Genomic DNA, 17,221 nt, shown 5'->3' on the forward strand with positions numbered 1-17,221 from the left:
GCATATCAACACAGGCGGATGTAGGAAAATGCTGAGACCAGCGGCATCCAAATACGGGCGTTGTTATAATACATCCCGGTTTCGCCAAGCCATGCCTGGCCGGTATGTTGGAACCGGCCCTGATTGCTATTGCCGGGAATGCCGTATTCGTCATAGGTGTTGATCACGGCCGAGGTGCCGGCCATGTCAGTGCTCAAGACGATCGAGCCGCGCGGATCGGCATCGAGATAACGCGGATTGCCCGGGGTTAGGAGCCCGCCCGCACGCCGCACAATTGCGGTCAACGCCGGATCAGGCTGCCTGCAGCAAATCCTCGGCCAGCCGGGCGTATTCGGACTGTCCGGCACCGGTTTTTATCGCGCGTTCCAACTGGCCGGCCATTTCGCCAAGCCCGCCTTCGCCGAACATACCCGCCGTTCCCGCCAGCTTGTGCACCGTCCGGGCGATATCCTGCAGCTGATCGGCAGACATTTTGCCGGGACCAACCAACAGCCTGACCGCGGCAAGTGCTTCGCCGCGCCGCCCAAGCCATCTGGTTTGCAAGGTATCGCCGCTGCTTTCGCAGCCATTATCCTGCGCGCGATCAACACCCGCGTTTCGTTCTGCGGCGCTTGCATCCGCGGCAGCGGCCATCGGTAGCCAGCGTTGCAGCACCTGCACCAGCGAACCAAACACCAGCGGTTTGGCCAGATGGGCCTGCATCCCGCTTTCGAGCGCCGCCTTGATATCTTCCTCATAAGCATTCGCGGTAAGCGCGACGATGGGTAATTCTTCGGCGGTAAAGCCAGCGGCGCGGAGCGATCTGGTTGCTTCATAGCCATCACATTCGGGCATCTGGACATCCATCAGAACCAGCTGGAACGGCTGGCCGCGATCATGCGCCGCCAACGCGGCAGCAACAGCCTGTTTGCCGTCCGCCGCAATTTCGACGGTCTGGCCGCAGCGTTCGAGCATGGCGGTCGCCAGAATGCGGTTGATATCGTGATCTTCCGCCAGCAGGATGCGCGAAGGTGCGGGCATCGTCTGCGGGCCGTCCGGCAGCTTTGGTTCGGGCGAAGGCCCCGCGCCAGGTGTGACCGCCGCAGGGACAACCAGAGGTATCCGCAGTTCGAACCGTGAGCCCGACGGCCCGGGGCTGGCAGCTTCCAGCGTGCCGCCCAGAAGTTCGGCGAGCTGGCGGCTGATGGCCAGCCCCAGACCCGTCCCGCCAAACCGGCGCGAGGTGGTTTTGTCCGCCTGCTCGAACTGGCCGAAAATTGCCGCGATGCGCGCCGGATCAATCCCGATGCCGGTATCCTCGATCGCTATCGCCAGCGTCCCGCCGTCGGCGCCGGCCTGCAGCGTAACCGATCCGTGGCCGGTAAATTTCACCGCATTGCCCAGCAGATTGTGAATGATCTGCCGCAGGCGAAGGCCATCGGTTACCACCATGGGCGGGAGCGATGGCCCCGGCTGCCAGACCAGCTCGACACCTTTCTGTGCGGCATTTGCCGTATGCAGTTTCAGGCACCCTGACAGCAAATGGCAGAGATTGACCGGTTCTTCGGACACGACGATCCGCCCGGCCTCGATCTTCGAAATATCGAGAATGTCGTTGAGCAGCCGCATCATGCTTTTGCCCGACTCCTCGATCAGTTCGACGTGGCGCCGGGCCTCGACCGGCAAATCGCTTTTGAGCAGCAAATCCGCAAAGCCCAGCACGCCGTTCATCGGGGTTCTGATTTCATGGCTCATGTTGGCCAGAAATTCGGACTTTGCATGGGCGGCATTTTCGGCGTGACGCCGCGCGCGAACCAGTTTGTGCTCCAGATCGACGCGCTGCGTAACATCGCGGCACGAAACGATAATTCCGCCCGAATCCTCATCGTTTGCGTTGTCTGCGGTGATCAGCCTGCAGTTCGCCTCGATATAACAGGGCTTGCCATCCTTGCCGTCGATAAACCGGCGGTAAGTAAATCGTTCGGTTTCGCTGGTGCCGTTGACCAGCCGGCGCTGTGCCTGTTCAACGCGCTCTCTGGCGTCAGGATGGACCCGGTCGGATGGCCGTTTGCCCACGAAGGTAGATGGCTTTTCCGCCAGCACCTCGCGCACCGAGGGGGAGGCGTACACACACAGGCCGGTGCTGTCGTAACTCATGACCGCATCGCTGACATTGTTTGCCAGCAACGCCAGTTGCGCCTCGCGCAGCCGCAACCGCTCTGTCGCGGACCGCCGCCCGTCAACAGCTGCGGCAATCGGCAGTCCCATGACAAACCCTGTCGCCAGAAACACCTGCAGCACGATCAGTCCCACACCGATCGTATTTGAGGCGAGCATGATCGGGCCGTGACCCTGCCAGGTGAAGATGGTGGAAGTGACCGCGACTTGTAACAGCGCGATCGCAGTCCCCAGCACGCCCAGCCGGAAGGCGGCAAATGCAATGCCGGGAAGCACGATAAACAGCAGCGGATAATCGCTTTGAATGAACACCGCCGAAGTCAGGATGAAGCCGCCCGCGATGATCCCGGTCCATTCGGCAGGGTGGCGCACGGTCACGCGTGTCCGGCCCGTGAGGGTGTCGAACATGATAAGCAGGATGGGCGTGATCAGGATCATCCCCAACGCATCGGCAATATACCAGTCGGCCCAGGCACTCGCGAAATCGCCTCCAGCCGATGCAAGCGAAATCGCCGCGATGGTGGCCGATATTGCGGGGGCGATGATGCCCGCAGAAAATACCAGCTGCGCCAGATCTTCCATGCGTTCCATCTTTGGCTTGCGGCAGCCAAGTTTGCGCAGGAAATAGCTTGCGGCGATGACTTCCATCATATTGGCAATCGAAAAACCGATCGTCGCGGCTTCGATGGAACGGGTTGCGGCGTTGGCCGACAGGCTACCCAGGAAAATGGCGAGATAAACCGGCGCAGCGCGTTTTGGCCGCAAATGCAGCAACAGCGCCAGTGCGATCGCATTGGGCATCCACACAGCGGCAAACACGCCGTCCCCGCGCGTCAACATGATGCTGCCATAAGCGAGCAGCGCATAGGCCAGCGTGGCCAGACACATTGCCATCGCCAGTCTGCGGCCCCCCAGATCGAGCCGCCCCTTCTTCCGGCCGAACTTGCTTCCCATCCGCCCGCCAAGGCTGGTCATGATTAATTCGGCATCCGGTTTCAACCGCGTCATAAAGCTCATCGCTTCCCCCTCGAGTTTACATTATAGAGGGGCGAAACGCACTTCGGGCGGAGGACGACATTTTGGTTAACGAGGCGCGTGCGGGCAGCACGGCGAATTCCGGCTATCTGGCCAATAACGGACGCAGGAAGATCAAGCCCGGGTTATTGGCGCTGATCCTGCTGATCCATCTGGTGATCGGTTATGGACTGGTTCGGGCCTTTGCGCCCGATTTCACCGCATCGGTGGAACGGCAGGTTTTTTCACCGTTCACAGTCACGATTACCGCGCCCGAGCCCGAGCCCGAGCCCGAGCCCGAGCCTGAACCTGTCGCAGCCGATGAACCTGTGCCCGACGAAGGAGCAGCCGCGCCTCCCGGAAAAAAAGCCACCCCGCGCGAAGTAACCGCGCCCGAACCCAAAGTTGTCGTCAAACGCAATCCGCCGGCGCCCAAGGCGGCTTCGACCGGAACCGCGAATTCTTCGGGGGCCGCAGATGCCGGCAGCGGAACGGGTGCTGGAGGGGCAGGTGATGGCACCGGCAGCGGCACCCGGGGGAGCGGCGCCGGCAATGGTTTCCGCAAGCTGCAGAAAACCGCCGGCGACATCAATTCGGCGCGTGATTACCCGAAAAAAACCCGCGAACTGCGGCTTGGCAGCAGCGTCACCATTCTGCTGACGGTGGGCGCGGATGGCCGCGTCAGCAATTGCCGGGTAACCCAGCCCAGCCCCGATGCGCAGGCTGATGCAATCACTTGCCAGCTGGCGACCGAACGTTTCCGGTTCGAGCCGGCTACCGATGCCAGAGGGAACCCGGTTGCGGGCCAATACGCATGGCGGCAGCGCTGGTTCACGAATTAGCCATTGATTTGTGCGATCACGCGGCCGGGTGGCTGATATGTGCCGGGCCGCAGATGCGAAACAACAGGTGTTTTGAATGGGTTTGATAGTTCCGGTGATTTTATGCGGTGGCAGCGGCACGCGTTTGTGGCCGCTCAGCCGCAAGCATCGCCCCAAACCGTTTCTGCCATTATCGGGCGACCGCACGCTGTTTCAGCAAACACTGGCCCGTGTGGCCGACCGGGCGATCTTTGCTGCGCCCGTGATTGTTGCCGGACCCGCGCACGTCGGACAGATCGAGGCACAGATTGCCGGAGTTGCCGGAGATGCCGGAGATGCCGGAGATGCAGGCGATGCAGGTGATGCAGATGATACCGGCGCAGTCATTATCGTCGAGCCACTGGCGCGCAACACCGCTCCGGCGATTGCGCTTGCGGCAGCGCGGCTGCCGGCGGGGGCTGTGATGCTGGTTTGCCCCAGCGATCACCATGTCGGCGATACGGCGGCATTTCTGGCTGCCGCCCGGTCCGCTGCTGCACTGGCGCGGGAAAACCATCTGGTATCCTTCGGCATTGCGGCGACGTCGCCCGAAACCGGTTATGGCTACATCCGTCAGGGCGAGGCGATTGCGGGCGGGTTCAAGATCGCCAGTTTCGTCGAAAAACCGGACAAGGCGCGCGCAGGACAATTTCTGGCGGAGGGCAACTATTGCTGGAACGGGGGGATTTTTGCATTCCGCGCAGGCGATTTTCTGGCCGAACTTGCACGCCATCGGCCAGCCATGCACGGCGCGGTCCTTCGCGCGGTCGACGGCGGGAGTGCCGACGGTATGAAATTTCACCCCGAAGCTGCTGCGTTTGCCGCAATCGAGGGCGAATCGGTCGATTACGCAGTCATGGAAAACACCGGCCGCGCGGCCATGGTGCCCGCCGATATGGGCTGGTCCGATATCGGCAACTGGCAGGCATTGCAGGAAGCGATGTTGGGCGACGGCGCAGGCAATATCGCCGGCCCGAATGCCGATCTGATCGATTGCCGCAATGTGATGATCCGCAGCGACGGGCCGCGCGTATCGGCCATCGGGCTGGAGGGCATCGTGATCGTGGTGGACGGCGATGAAGTGCTGGTGACAACGCATGAAGGCGCGCAGTTGGTCGGTAAATTGCCGGGTGCGGCCGAACAATGAGCGATTCGTTCGCCCTGAACACGCGGACGGTGGAAAAGGTCTGGGGCCGTGATGTGCTGCCCGCGCCGTTTACCGCACCCGCCGATCAGCGCATTGGCGAGATATGGTTCGAACCGCCGGAAGATTTCGATCAATTGCTGATTAAATATCTTTTCACCAGCCAGAAACTTTCGGTGCAGGTCCACCCTGACGATGATCAGGCGCAGGCCGCAGGCCTTGGCCGCAATGGCAAGGAAGAATGCTGGCTGGTGCTGGCCGCCGATGTGGATGCGATGCTGGGGATCGGTTTCAGCAAACCGCTGCCGGCAGATGCAATGCGCCGCGCCGCGCTGGATGGTTCGATTGAACAACTGCTCGCATGGCATCCGGTCAGCGCGGGCGATTTCTTCCATATCCCGGCCAACACCGTCCATGCCATCGGCCCCGGTGTCAGTCTGGTGGAGGTCCAGCAAAACAGTGACATAACCTACCGGCTGTATGATTACGGCCGCCCGCGCGAATTGCATCTGGACGCGGGAATAGCTGTCGCTCTGGGCGAGCCCTATCCGGATCAATTGCGAAGGGCGGTTGGCCACGCAGGCTCGGTCAATCTGGTCGATGGTCCGCATTTCCGGCTCGACCGGATAGACGGCCCCGTCAGCAGCGCCATCGCCGATGAGTATCCGGGAAGATTGCTGGTCTTGCCGCTGGATGGGCCCGTAATGGTCGGTGACTGCACACTGGAAGCCGGCGAATGCGCGGTGACAGCGTCAATTGGCGATGTGCATATCCCCGCAGGCACGCGCTGCCTGCTTACACGGCCCGTTATTCAGGACCGGGGAAAATCTGCGCCGACCACCCGGGCCAGATCAGCTTTCGAATAAGGTTTGCTCAGCACGCCTTCTGACCCGAGGCTTTGCAGTTCATTGTCCTGTTCGTCATAGCCCGTGGCGAAATAGAACCGCACTTTCAGCTGGTTCAATTTGCGCGCGATCGGCTTGCTGGTTTCTTCGCCAAGATTGAAATCCAGCAGGGCAAAATCAGGCACGCGCGCGTCGATCGCTGCCAGCGCGCCGCTGACATCGGTTTCGCTGCGCACCTGACCGACGTTCAGTTCCTTGAGCAGCGCAGCCGTATCCAGCGCGATTATCATGTTATCTTCCACCAGCAGAAGATCCTGCGGAATGCCGCGTGTGGCGCCTGGATCGCTCAATCGCCAACCCCTCGAGGGCAATCTGCAAGGCGCATCACAGCCGCAGTCAACTGAGCAACTTCTGACCCTGCTTGCGCACAGCGCCTTCGATCAACGGTTTCACGAAGCTGAGGGCTGCGGGAATATCGACGGTCAAAACCATCCGGCTGTCTTCGACTTCGACTTTACCGACCAGATTCTGGCCCATCGCCTTGATCGTCATGTCCATCTGGTCTTCGCTCGACCAGACTGTCTCCACCTGTGCCATGCCGCCGGGAATGTGATCGGCAATTTCATGGCTGCTTTCACGCAGGCGGCGGCGGACTTCTTCCTTGGGAAGATTGTGCGGGATAGGAACTTGCATGATCAGTTTTCCGGTCTGGTTGCAGCGGTTTCGCCGTAACGGTAATCGAGGTAGCGGGTGCGGACGGCCAGATCGTCGATCGCGCCATCGGCCAGTTGACGGGTGACTTCGCCGATTTCCTTGCTGATCCGCGTCAGGCTGTCGGTAACCTGCTTGTCGGGTGTTGCGCCGGCGCGCTCCTCATGGCGCAAATGCGCCGGAATCTTGCGGTAGCTGTCAATTGTTTCGGGCAGATGTTCGCCCACCAGCTTGCGGATATCGCGCGCGGCAGGATGGTTCTGGTCGATCGCCTCGAGCTGCAAGCCAAGCGAATCCAGCTGCACGCCCAGATCGTCAACAATCTTTACTGCCGGCGCGGGCAGGGCCGGGCGCTGCGCCTCGAGCCATAATTCGGTATTGCCGACCATTTTGCGCACATCGCCCTTGTTGAGGTTTTCGCGGCGGGGAACCTTGACCTTCTGCGATGCGATTACACCGAACATCAGCGCGGTTACCAGCAGCGTGATCATGATGCCCCAGAAACCGATCCCGTTCAGGATCGCCCCGGCCACACCCACCGCTGCCGCCACGGCGACAACCCCGACTGCCATCTGGATCAGTTTTCTGGTAAAGTGTTTGGCCTTGATATGTGCCGAACCCTTGCCGATGGAACCGCCGGGCCGGTGATAGCCGCCCTCGCGGTTGACCTGCAGCGATGTGCCCGCAGCGGTCAGAATCCGGTCGCTTTCGTTGGTTGTGTCGCTCATCAGCTGTCCAGACTCAGCAAGGACGGTTCGGTGAGTGTCTTGGCAGCCTGCGCCTGCCCTTCGGCGCGCGCTATATAGCCTTTCGATTTCTCGACTTCGCCGGATAGGACATCGACCGTCTGTTTCATGGAATCGAGCGCCTTCAGCTTGAAAGTGTCCACTTCGTCCATCGTGTCGTAGATATTCTGGAAGGCGCGCTGCAACGTTTCCATCGGGATGGTGCTGCTGGCGGCCTGTTCGTGGATCTTGCCGGTCTGTTCGCGCAGCAGTGTGCCGGTCGAATCGATAATCCCCGCGGTGGTTTCGTTCAGTGCGGTAATCTGCTGCAGAACCAGCCGCTGGTTGGTCATCGCCTGCGCCACCGTAACCGCGGTGCGCAAGGCGCCGACAGTGGTTGTGCCCGCGCGGTCAACACCCTTCACCAGTTCGACATTGTTTTTCTTGACCAGATCGAGCGCAAGATAGCCCTGCACGCTGACCGCCATCTGGGTCAGCAAATCCTGCGTACGCTGGCGGACATAGAACAGTGCGGTTTCGCGGATCGCCTTGGCTTTCTGCGGATCGGTGGCGTCCAGATCCAGCGCCTTTTCTTCAAGCCGGCTGTCCAGCGTTTTGGAAATATGGATCATCTGTTCCAGATTGCCCATCGCTTCCCACAATTTGGCGCGTTCCTGCTCGATCGAGGCATTGTCCATGATCAGTTCGTCCTTGCCGCTTTCCAGCCGCGCAAGAATTGCCTGGATGTGGTTCTGACTGCTTTTGTAGCTGTCGAAATACTTTTTCATGGAATTGCCGAACGGGATGATGCCGAACAATTTGCGCCCGCGAAGCTTGCCCTTGCGGCCGGGATCGAGATCTTCGACCGTGCGCCGCAGTTCCGCCAGATCACTGCCCACGCCGCTTTCCTGATCCATCGCGCGCACAGGGCGGTCGAGAAAGCGGTTCGACATGCGCGCCGCAGCGGCAATTTCCTTGCGGCCCATATTGGTCAACTGGTCGACCTTCTGGCCAAATTCGGGCGAATTGGCATCCGCTGCCAGCAATTCATCGACATAGCTTTCGACTTTGGTGGCGAGCGCGGACTTTTTTTCGTCCGAAACCGGAACCAGACCCGCGGCCTTATCGGCGGTAACCGCCGGCACGGGTTCTGGCGGCGTCAGTTCGAAAACGGTGGCCGTTTTCGTCTCGTTGGCGGAAGTACCCATGGCTGTGTCTGCTCTTTCATAAATCACGAATGCGTTAGTCATTACTGTATTAGGATAACAACACACAAGTTTCAAGAACACTCTCGGTCAGAAATGCCTTCCGCGCAACTTTCCGATGCTCTAACCGGTCGGCTATGGCGGATCAGAATGTACCACCCATTGATAACGAGCCGAATTCACTGAAGGCAGAAGGCTTCGCCGCCGTCCTGCTCAGCTGGCGCCGCTGGTGGCGCGATGATGTGGTGGGCACTGTCGATCAGGCATCGGTGATCGAAAAGCGGCGGCTGGAATGCGAAACGTCGCCGCGCTATCTGTTCATGACAGCGATGTCGGCGGGGATTGCGGTGCTGGGGCTGCTGCTCAGTTCGCCGGCGGTGGTCATCGGCGCCATGCTTCTCTCGCCGCTGATGGACCCGATTATCGGCGCGGGATTCAGTCTGGCGACGGGCGATTACCGCTGGCTGCGCCAATCGGCCATATCGCTGGCCTGGGGCACATTACTGGCGGTGGCGTTATGTGCGCTGATCGTGTTCCTGTCGCCCATCCAGGCGATGACGGAGGAGATTGCCTCGCGCACGCGGCCCAATCTGTTCGATTTGCTGGTGGCATTGTTTTCGGCGCTGGCCGGGGCATATGCGATGATCCGCGGGCGTGAGGGCACTATTGTCGGCGTGGCGATCGCAACCGCGCTGATGCCGCCGCTGGCAGTGATCGGTTTTGGTCTGGCGACCTGGAACTGGACGGTTTTTTCGGGCGCGCTGCTGCTTTATGTGACCAACCTCATGACGATTGCGCTGACCGCCGCAGTGATGGCGCGGATTTACGGGTTCCGCACATCACTGTCCGAACGGCAAACGCAGTTCCAGACGGCGGCTATCATCACGGTCTTTGTCGCCTTGGCCGTTCCGCTGGCCATTTCGCTGCGCGGGATTGCGTGGGAAGCGCAGGCGGGCCGGACGATCAAGAACGAGATCGTCGATAACTTTACATCAAGTGCGCGGGTGTCGGAACTCGATATCACGTATGACACGGATCTGATTCGCATTTCCGCCACGGTCCTCACACCCGAACTGCTGTCTGCCAGCCGCGAGAACGATATTCTGACGGCGCTGGAACGCAGGCTGGAACAACCGGTGCTGCTGACGCTGGCGCAATATCAGGTCGGAACCAGCGCCAGTGCTGCTGAAAAGGCGCAGCTGGCTGCGGCAAATGCACAGGAGCGGGCGGCTGCCGAAACGAAGCTGAGGGCGCTGAAGGAGCGGTTGGCGCTGGCAGCAGGTGTGACCACGAATGATCTGTTGATCGACCGCGAAGCGCGGCGCGCCATGGTCAGGGCCAAGCCGCTGCCCGGCGCCGGGCTGGCGACCTATTATGCGCTTGAAATGCGGATCGCCCAAAGCGAACCGGGCTGGACGATCGAACTTGTTCCCCCGGCATTGCGCCTGCCCGCGATTGCGCTGGAAGATGGCGCGATGAACGAAAGTGGCCGCGCATCGTTCGATCTGCTGCGCTGGGCCGCCACGCGGGTTGACGCGCCGGTTGTTCTGAGCGGAGACAGCCGCGCGGTCGCGACAATCGAGCCGCTGCTCAGCGAAGCCGGCGTGCGGGTGTCGAAGCGCGCGGACGGCGGGCCGGCAGACCGTGTCAGCGCAAGCTGGGGCGCGCCGGGCGAATAGTCAGGCCGCCACCAGCAGTTCGATCGGCTGGATTTCGCCCGACAGATACAGCTTTTTGGCTTTTGCCCGGCTGAGCTTGCCCGAACTCGTGCGCGGCAATGTGCGAGGCGGAACAAGTTCGACCACGCAATTCATCCCCGTAATCGACCGCACTTTGTCGCGGATCGTCTCGTGCAGCCTGATCCGTTCTTCGGGATCGGACACACGGCAATGGACCAACACCGCCGGCGCTTCTTCGCCATTGTCCGTCTCGACCGAAAAGGCAGCGATATCACCGTGATTGAAGCCGGGCAGTTGTTCGACCGCCCATTCGATGTCTTGCGGCCAGTGGTTCTTGCCGTTGATGATGATCATGTCTTTGGCGCGGCCGACGATGAACAGATATCCGTCCACCATATAACCCATGTCGCCCGTATCCAGCCAGCCATCGACGAGGCATTCGGCGGTCGCTTCGGGGTCGCGGAAATAGGAATGCATGACGCTGGGGCCCTTGCACCAGACCTTGCCGATCTGGTGATCCGCCTTGAGCGAACCGTTCTCGCCGCGAATTTCGAGCGCCATGTCGCGCACTGCCTTGCCGCAGTTCACGATGGCCCGGTAGCGCGCGGGGCGCGACAGATCGCGCTCCTTGCCCGACAGGCGTTCTTCCTCGACCAGTTCGACGCGGATGCCCTCGCCCGGCGGCATGATGGTGACCGCCAGAGTTGCTTCGGCAAGGCCGTAGCTGGGCAGAAACGCATCGGCCTTGAACCCGGCGTCCGAAAATGCATTGACGAAGCCCTGCATCACGTCGGGGCGGATCATATCCGCGCCATTGCCGGCCACGCGCCAGCGCGACAGGTCGAACCGCTCATCGACATGGCTCTGGCTGGAAATGCGGCGCGCGCAAATGTCATAGCCGAATGTGGGTGAATAGCTGAGCGTGGTCCCCTGGTTGCGACTGATCAGATCCAGCCATGCAAGCGGGCGGCGGGCAAAATGTTCGGTCCGCAAGTAATCGGTCGAAACCTGATTGGCGATAACCGACAGGAAACATCCGACCAGACCCATATCGTGATACCACGGCAGCCAGCTGATACAGCGATCACCGTCGTCAACTTCCATGCCGTGTGAATGACCCGCCAGATTGTTGAGCAGAGCCTCGTGCGTCACCGCCACACCATGGGGAAACCGGGTTGAGCCGCTGGAATATTGCAGATAGCAAATGTCGCCGGGGCTGAGTTCTGGCAAAGCAGCATCGGGCACTTCACTGCGGGCGAAATCTTCCCACGCGATCCCCTTGCAGCCCTGGCTGTCGGCGGCGGCTTGTGCCATTTCCGTGATCTCTGCCGGATATAGCAGCATTGCGGGGTCCGAACTGGCAAGCTGGACCGAAAGCTGTTCGACATAACTGTCGCGGCCGCCAAAGGTCGTCGGCAGCGGCAGCGGTACGGGCCACGCGCCCGCATACACCGCCCCGCAGAATAATGCGGCGAATTCGGGGCCCGTTTCCGCCACCAGCGCGATCCGTGTTCCCGGCGTCGCACCGGCCGCAATCAGACGGCGCGCCATGGCAAGCGAATCGCTGCGCAATTCGGAGAAAGGGTAAGCGCGCACAAGTTTGCCGCGCGGATCGTGAAAATTAAGTCCCTTTTTGCTCGTCGCGGCATAATCCAATGCCTCGTCAAAGGTCGAAAAGTCGGCATAACGACGCGGCAAAGCGCAATCATTAGGCGTTGGTTCGTTTACGGGTATGGTCATATTATTGGGGGATATCCGTTTGTTACCAGTGTTTGGTGCGCGTGTCGGGGTTCGCGTTAAGGATGTCAGGCTTTTCCATTCGGGGCCGTTTGTGGCACGAATATGGCCAATGAGACATGAACAAGGTCAAAAGGGGCGCGATCACCGCCAGAAACGCCGCCCGCCAAAGCCGCTCACCCGGCAGCGGTTTGACGAAATGTCGCTGGCATATGTGGCCAGATTTGCGACCAGTGCCCATAAGCTGAAAGATTATCTGCGGCGCAAACTGCGCGAACGCGGCTGGGATGAAAGCGAAGGCGAATTGCCTGATCTTGATGCGATGGTCGCCCGTTATGTCGAACTGGGTTATGTCGATGACGAAGGATATGCCCGGATGAAGTCTGGCGGTTTGCTGCGCCGCGGCTACGGCCCGGGGCGGGTGAGGCAGGCGTTGAGTGCTGCAGGCATCGACGAGGCCACACGTGAAGCCGTCTCCTCGCCAGCGCAGGTCAGCCGGCAGGCTGCGCTGACCATGGCGCGCAAACGGCGGTTCGGCCCGTTTGGAACAGACGGGCTTGACCGCGCGAAGCGCGACAAGCAGATTTCGGCAATGCTGCGCGCGGGACATTCATTTGACAGTGCGAAAGCAATGATCGACGCAGAAACAATGGCTGCAGCCGAAGAATGGGCCGGATTGGCGGAGGATTATTGATGCGACTGATTTTGACGATAATATTGGGGGCGGCGCTGGCATCCTGTTCGCCCGGCGGCGCGGAAACCGCCGCGGAAGCGACCCCGGCGGCTGACAGCCGGCATCCGGAGTCCGGTCTGGAAGTTATCCCGTTGACGGTGACAAGCGGCGAAACCGTTCACCGGTTTCAGGTCGAAGTCGCTGCTTCTGCCGAAGCGCAGGCCCGCGGGATGATGTTCCGCACACAAATGGGCGCGGACGAGGGGATGCTGTTTCCCCGCGACGGCACGGCACAGGCCAGTTTCTGGATGAAAAACACGGTCATCCCGCTCGATCTGATATTTGTGGGTGTGGATGGGCGGATCAGCAATATCGTTGCCAATGCGGCGCCGTATTCGCTCGATCCGATCCTGTCCGAAGGCGCCGCGGCTGCGGTGCTGGAGTTGAACGGAGGCCGATCGGAAGAACTGGGTATCGCGCCCGGTGACAAGGTTGCCTGGTAGCGCGCGTGCGCCGCTGGCTGCGCGGCCCTTACCAATCGCTGCAATGCTCTTTTCCTTGCCCGGCTAATGGGCTAGGCGCTGCGCCATGATCGGGAAAATATTCACGTGGTGGAATGGCGCCACAATCGGCACTTTGCTTCACAGCTGGCGTACGGGCGAACAAGTGGGCACCGATGCGCAGGGCAACGCCTATTTCCGCGCGAAGAAAAAGCACGCTGATGGCCGCGAGCGGCGCTGGGTGATTTACGAAGGCGCCAACGATGCAAGCCGCGTGCCCGCAGAATGGCATGGCTGGCTTCACGGTTCAGGTGACGATGTTCCCGAAAGCTATCTTCCCCCGGCCAAGATCTGGGAAGTGGAACATATGCAAAACACCACCGGCACCAATCTGGCATATCGCCCGCAAGGCGCGCTCGAGAGGGGCGGCCGGCGTGCGCGGGCAACGGGGGATTACGAAGCCTGGACGCCGGACGCCTGACAATGCGCGCAGCCATTGCCATCCTCCCGTTACTGGCTCTTGCTGCCTGTTCGGGTGAACCCGACCGGTCAGCCCAGCCTGATCAGGAAGTGCCTGAAGAACTGAAACAGGGCTCTGCTGCTGCGGTCGATCCTGTGCAGGTGGAGGGCGCCACGCCGCTGGCAGACCGTGTCGCCACGATCGGCCTGCTGAACAAACGCAACAATCTGTCGCAGGATATCGAGATGAAACCGGGCGAATCGCGGCGGATCGAAAATGTCGTGATCCGGCTTGCAAGCTGCGAACGCACCGCCCCGTGGGAACTGCCCAAACAAACCGGCGCTTTTTTGCAGGTGCTGGTGGAAGAACGCGAGAATGCCGGCGACGATCTCGAATGGCGCAAGATTTTTTCGGGCTGGCTGTTCAAGGAAGCGCCATCGCTCAATGTGGTGGAACACCCGATTTATGACGTCTGGGTCAAAGACTGTGCAATGAGCTTCCCCGGCGAAGAAGCGCCCGCCGAGGAAAGCAGCGAGGAAAGCAGCGAGGAATAGGCATCGGGCAGTTCGGGCACGCCGCGGCATTGCTGCTGCGTTCTTGTCAGCCGCGCAACATATTCGGTTTGCGGAATTTCGGCCGCGCCGAGCGATGCCAGATGATCGGTCATAAACTGGCAATCCAGCAACCGGTGCCCGCCGTGGCGCATTGCCGCAACCAGCGTTGCCAGCGCCACTTTCGAAGCATCGGGCACCCGCCGAAACATGCTTTCGCCGCAAAAGACCCCGTCAAATCCCACGCCGTATAACCCGCCGACCAACGCCCCGTCCTGCCAGCATTCGATCGAATGCGCGTGCCCCAGCGCGTGCAGCATCACGTAGCTTGCTTCGATCCGGTGGCTGATCCAGCTGCCGTCCTGCGGCTCCCTGGGTGCCGAACAGGCGGAAATTACCTGGCTGAAGGCCTTGTTGCAGGTGATTGCAAACCTGCCGCGTTTCAATGTTCGCGCCAGCGATGCGGAGCAGCGGAAGCCGTCCAGCGGGATTATCGCGCGTTTTTTGGGTTCCACCCAGAATACTTCGTGATCGTCGCGGCTGTCAGCCATCGGGAATATGCCGCTGCGATAGGCAGACAGCAGCAAATCGGGAGGAATTATGGGCGGGGCGGGACTATGCACGGGCCAATGACTACAACGCTGCTGCGAATAGTCAAAGGCCGCTTGCCATGCTGCCACCTTGGCCTTAAACGCGCCTTCGCCTGTAGGGGTGTAGCTCAGTTGGTAGAGCGTCGGTCTCCAAAACCGAAGGTCCAGAGTTCGAGTCTCTGCGCCCCTGCCAGGCAAATTTCCCGTCATAACCTGTTGCCGGCATGGCGTCCGACCGGCGCATTAACCTTTCGCGCGCGCCGCGTGCCGATCTGGCGCACCTGTCAGTTTACCGTGGAACTTGTTGCCCAACCGTTCATTATAAGCGGTGTACCGAGTTCACAACTGAAAGGAGTTCGTCATGGGTAGTACAAGTTTTCGGAGCAGTCGTCCCGACGGTTGGACGCTTCCGCGTCCGCACCGCGACGCATCTTCGCGGTTTATGACACATGGGCCGATCCAGCCGATGGAACAGCCAGGCTTTATCCAGCGCCTGTTCGGATTTTGATTTGAATAGCTGCGCTGAAATCAGCGCAGGGCTGAAAAAAAGGGGGCGCGAGGCTTGATTGCTTCGTGCCCCCCTTGTTTTGCCGCGTCATGTCGGCGTGCGCCGGGATGTCGGCTCTGGATCAATATTCGTTCGGTTCTTCCGGTGTGTCGGCGTGGAAGTCCTTTCCGGCGGTCTTGTCGCCCTGCGCCAGTTTGAACACCACGCCCGACAGCAAGGCCAGCGCCAGCAGGTTTGGCAGCGCCATCACCGCATTGGAAATATCGCCCAGACGCCAGACCAGCGTAAGATCCTGCGATGCGCCGATATAGATCACGACGCACCACAATACGCGCCAGATCATATGCAGCACCTTTTCGCCGCCGCGGGTGGAGCCCGGCACGCGGTCATAGATGAAGGTGATCGCCCGCTCGCCGTAATAGGACCAGGTCAACAATGTGGTGAATACGAACAGGATGAGCGCAATCGAGGCCACCAGAGTTCCGACCGGCACATTGGCGATTTCAAACGGAAACGCCGCGGCAAATGCGCCGCTGGTCATGGCGAAACCCTGAAGGTCGGAATTCCATGCATGCGCCACCGCCTCCCCGCCGGCGGTAAAATCACCTTTGACGGTCAGCATCACCAGTGCAGTCATGGTGCAGATCACGATGGTGTCGATAAATGTTCCCAGCATCGCCATCCGGCCCTGCTGTTCGGGATCATTGGTCTGCGCCACCGCGTGAGCAATCGGGGTGGAGCCCTGACCAGCCTCGTTCGAGAACAGCCCGCGTGCCACACCCGCGCGAATGGCGAGCATGATTGCCGCGCCCAGGAAGCCGCCGGTTGCCGCCTGCGGATTGAACGCGCCGTTGAAGATCAGCGAGAAGGTCGCGGGCAAATCACCAAAGTTCAGGATCAGCGCGATAATTGCCATCAGGATATAGGCACCGGCCATGAAGGGAATGATTTTTTCCGCTACACCGCCGATGGATTTGATGCCCCCGATGATCACCACGAACACCAGCACAGCGACAATCAGCCCGCCCAGCCATTCCTCGATCCCGAACAATTCGTTCAGTCCGTCCGCAACCGCATTGGCCTGGATCGAATTGCCTGTGACCAGCGCGGAGAACAGCGTGCCCAGGCAGAACAGGATTGCCAGCCAGGTGTATTTCTTGCCCAGGCCCATCATGATGTAGCTCATCGGGCCGCCGCGATAGACACCGTCGGAGGTTTTCTCACGGTAGCGAATCGCCAGTGAGCCTTCGGCAAAGGCGAGCGCCATACCGACCAGCGCGGTGATCCACATCCAGAAGATCGCGCCTGGCCCGCCAAGCGTGATGGCGGTCGCCACACCCGCCAGATTACCCGTGCCGACCTGTCCCGATAGCGCGGTGGATAGTGCAGCGAAGGGCGAAATTTCCCCGTCACCGGAGCTTTTGCGGCCTTTGAACAATCCGGCAAAGGAACTGCCCAGTTTGCGGATCGGATAGAATTTCAGCCCGATCATGATCCACATGCCGACACCCAGCAGGATCAAGGTCATCGGAGGGATTGGCTGGCCGCCTATCGAGAGCCAAGAGAGCGCCTCGCCGTCCCAGGTTCCGCCCCAGATGAAATCCGAAACATTGGTTACCTGATCGATCAGTGTGGTTGATTGCGCTTCGCTTGTTGCGGCCACGGATGGCTCTCCCTCAATTATCCCGGTTGCGGGCTTTGCTATCGGCGGCGGCGGCAATGCGCCACCCCTAAGTTCCGGTTGTAACCATCACAGCAGCGCGAGCGAACACGGCGAAGGGCGAATTCGCAGGAGCACAGCCTTGCTTTTCATCTGTGCGGTAGCTAAATGGCGCTTCGTCTTCCGACATCGGAGAACATTC

18 protein-coding genes and 1 tRNA gene are annotated in these 17,221 nt (G+C 60.7%); 10 read left to right on the forward strand and 9 right to left on the reverse strand.

The annotated features are described in order from the left end of the window. Positions 1-5 precede the first annotated feature (5 nt). Both WFP06_RS02375 and WFP06_RS02380 read right to left on the reverse strand, forming a co-directional pair. Positions 6-284, reverse strand: coding sequence for a hypothetical protein (locus WFP06_RS02375; protein ID WP_336985652.1), 279 nt, complete (start codon positions 282-284; stop codon positions 6-8). 7 nt (positions 285-291) lie between these two features. Then, positions 292-3,174: an MASE1 domain-containing protein gene (locus tag WFP06_RS02380; protein ID WP_336985653.1), complete on the reverse strand. Its 2,883-nt coding sequence runs from the start codon at positions 3,172-3,174 to the stop codon at positions 292-294. Positions 3,175-3,236: 62 nt separating this feature from the next. Between WFP06_RS02380 and WFP06_RS02385 the strand changes: the two genes are divergently transcribed. From WFP06_RS02385 to WFP06_RS02395, 3 genes are all read left to right on the forward strand, one after another. Beyond that, positions 3,237-4,013: a TonB family protein gene (locus WFP06_RS02385; protein ID WP_336985654.1), complete on the forward strand. Its 777-nt coding sequence runs from the start codon at positions 3,237-3,239 to the stop codon at positions 4,011-4,013. 76 nt (positions 4,014-4,089) lie between these two features. Further along, positions 4,090-5,178: a mannose-1-phosphate guanylyltransferase gene (locus WFP06_RS02390; protein ID WP_336985655.1), complete on the forward strand. Its 1,089-nt coding sequence runs from the start codon at positions 4,090-4,092 to the stop codon at positions 5,176-5,178. Next, on the forward strand, positions 5,175-6,041 hold the full coding sequence (locus WFP06_RS02395; RefSeq protein WP_336985656.1) for a class I mannose-6-phosphate isomerase: 867 nt from the start codon (positions 5,175-5,177) through the stop codon (positions 6,039-6,041). The genes WFP06_RS02390 and WFP06_RS02395 overlap by 4 nt, the downstream gene beginning before the upstream one ends. On the opposite strand, the gene WFP06_RS02400 is transcribed toward WFP06_RS02395, so the two are convergent. The 4 genes from WFP06_RS02400 to WFP06_RS02415 are packed head-to-tail and all read right to left on the reverse strand — an operon-like array spanning position 5,987 to position 8,664. Beyond that, positions 5,987-6,370, reverse strand: coding sequence for a response regulator (locus tag WFP06_RS02400; protein WP_336985657.1), 384 nt, complete (start codon positions 6,368-6,370; stop codon positions 5,987-5,989). The genes WFP06_RS02395 and WFP06_RS02400 overlap by 55 nt on opposite strands. Before the next feature lie 46 nt (positions 6,371-6,416). Then, a complete protein-coding gene (locus WFP06_RS02405; protein WP_336985658.1) occupies positions 6,417-6,713 on the reverse strand; it encodes a polyhydroxyalkanoic acid system family protein in 297 nt (98 codons plus the stop codon). A 2-nt stretch (positions 6,714-6,715) separates the two neighbouring features. Then, a complete protein-coding gene (locus WFP06_RS02410; protein ID WP_336985659.1) occupies positions 6,716-7,459 on the reverse strand; it encodes a hypothetical protein in 744 nt (247 codons plus the stop codon). After that, on the reverse strand, positions 7,459-8,664 hold the full coding sequence (locus tag WFP06_RS02415) for a toxic anion resistance protein (protein WP_336987607.1): 1,206 nt from the start codon (positions 8,662-8,664) through the stop codon (positions 7,459-7,461). The genes WFP06_RS02410 and WFP06_RS02415 overlap by 1 nt, the downstream gene beginning before the upstream one ends. Before the next feature lie 134 nt (positions 8,665-8,798). On the opposite strand from WFP06_RS02415, the gene WFP06_RS02420 reads away from it, so the two are divergent. Then, the gene (locus WFP06_RS02420; protein WP_336985660.1) at positions 8,799-10,340 is read left to right on the forward strand and encodes a DUF389 domain-containing protein; all 1,542 of its coding nucleotides are present in this window, start codon (positions 8,799-8,801) and stop codon (positions 10,338-10,340) included. Here WFP06_RS02420 and WFP06_RS02425 read toward each other — a convergent pair whose 3' ends face one another. Then, on the reverse strand, positions 10,341-12,080 hold the full coding sequence (locus tag WFP06_RS02425) for a fatty acyl-AMP ligase (protein WP_336985661.1): 1,740 nt from the start codon (positions 12,078-12,080) through the stop codon (positions 10,341-10,343). A 109-nt stretch (positions 12,081-12,189) separates the two neighbouring features. Between WFP06_RS02425 and WFP06_RS02430 the strand changes: the two genes are divergently transcribed. The 4 genes from WFP06_RS02430 to WFP06_RS02445 all read left to right on the forward strand — a co-directional run bounded on the left by WFP06_RS02430 (position 12,190) and on the right by WFP06_RS02445 (position 14,264). Then, a complete protein-coding gene (locus tag WFP06_RS02430; protein WP_336985662.1) occupies positions 12,190-12,771 on the forward strand; it encodes a regulatory protein RecX in 582 nt (193 codons plus the stop codon). Continuing rightward, on the forward strand, positions 12,771-13,253 hold the full coding sequence (locus WFP06_RS02435; RefSeq protein ID WP_336985663.1) for a DUF192 domain-containing protein: 483 nt from the start codon (positions 12,771-12,773) through the stop codon (positions 13,251-13,253). Before WFP06_RS02430 ends, WFP06_RS02435 begins: the two co-directional genes overlap by 1 nt. An 85-nt stretch (positions 13,254-13,338) precedes the next feature. Continuing rightward, positions 13,339-13,731 (forward strand): NADH:ubiquinone oxidoreductase subunit NDUFA12, encoded by a 393-nt coding sequence (locus tag WFP06_RS02440; RefSeq protein WP_336985664.1) that lies wholly within the window; start codon positions 13,339-13,341, stop codon positions 13,729-13,731. A gap of 2 nt (positions 13,732-13,733) precedes the next feature. Continuing rightward, on the forward strand, positions 13,734-14,264 hold the full coding sequence (locus WFP06_RS02445; protein ID WP_336985665.1) for a DUF2155 domain-containing protein: 531 nt from the start codon (positions 13,734-13,736) through the stop codon (positions 14,262-14,264). Here WFP06_RS02445 and aat read toward each other — a convergent pair. Next, a complete protein-coding gene (aat, locus tag WFP06_RS02450; protein ID WP_336985666.1) occupies positions 14,174-14,884 on the reverse strand; it encodes a leucyl/phenylalanyl-tRNA--protein transferase in 711 nt (236 codons plus the stop codon). The two genes, WFP06_RS02445 and aat, sit on opposite strands and share 91 nt — an antisense overlap. 84 nt (positions 14,885-14,968) lie before the next feature. On the opposite strand from aat, the gene WFP06_RS02455 reads away from it, so the two are divergent. Next, a tRNA-Trp gene (locus WFP06_RS02455) sits at positions 14,969-15,044 on the forward strand. 168 nt (positions 15,045-15,212) lie between these two features. Continuing rightward, positions 15,213-15,359 carry a hypothetical protein gene (locus WFP06_RS02460; RefSeq protein WP_336985667.1) on the forward strand — a complete coding sequence of 49 codons (147 nt, stop codon included), beginning with the start codon at positions 15,213-15,215 and terminating at the stop codon, positions 15,357-15,359. A 121-nt stretch (positions 15,360-15,480) separates the two neighbouring features. Here WFP06_RS02460 and WFP06_RS02465 read toward each other — a convergent pair whose 3' ends face one another. Beyond that, entirely contained in the window at positions 15,481-17,022 is a 1,542-nt protein-coding gene (locus tag WFP06_RS02465; RefSeq protein ID WP_336985668.1) for an alanine/glycine:cation symporter family protein, read from the reverse strand. Positions 17,023-17,221 lie beyond the last annotated feature (199 nt).

The sequence above is a fragment of the Altererythrobacter aquiaggeris genome (assembly GCF_037154015.1).
GTDB lineage: Bacteria > Pseudomonadota > Alphaproteobacteria > Sphingomonadales > Sphingomonadaceae > Aestuarierythrobacter > Aestuarierythrobacter aquiaggeris.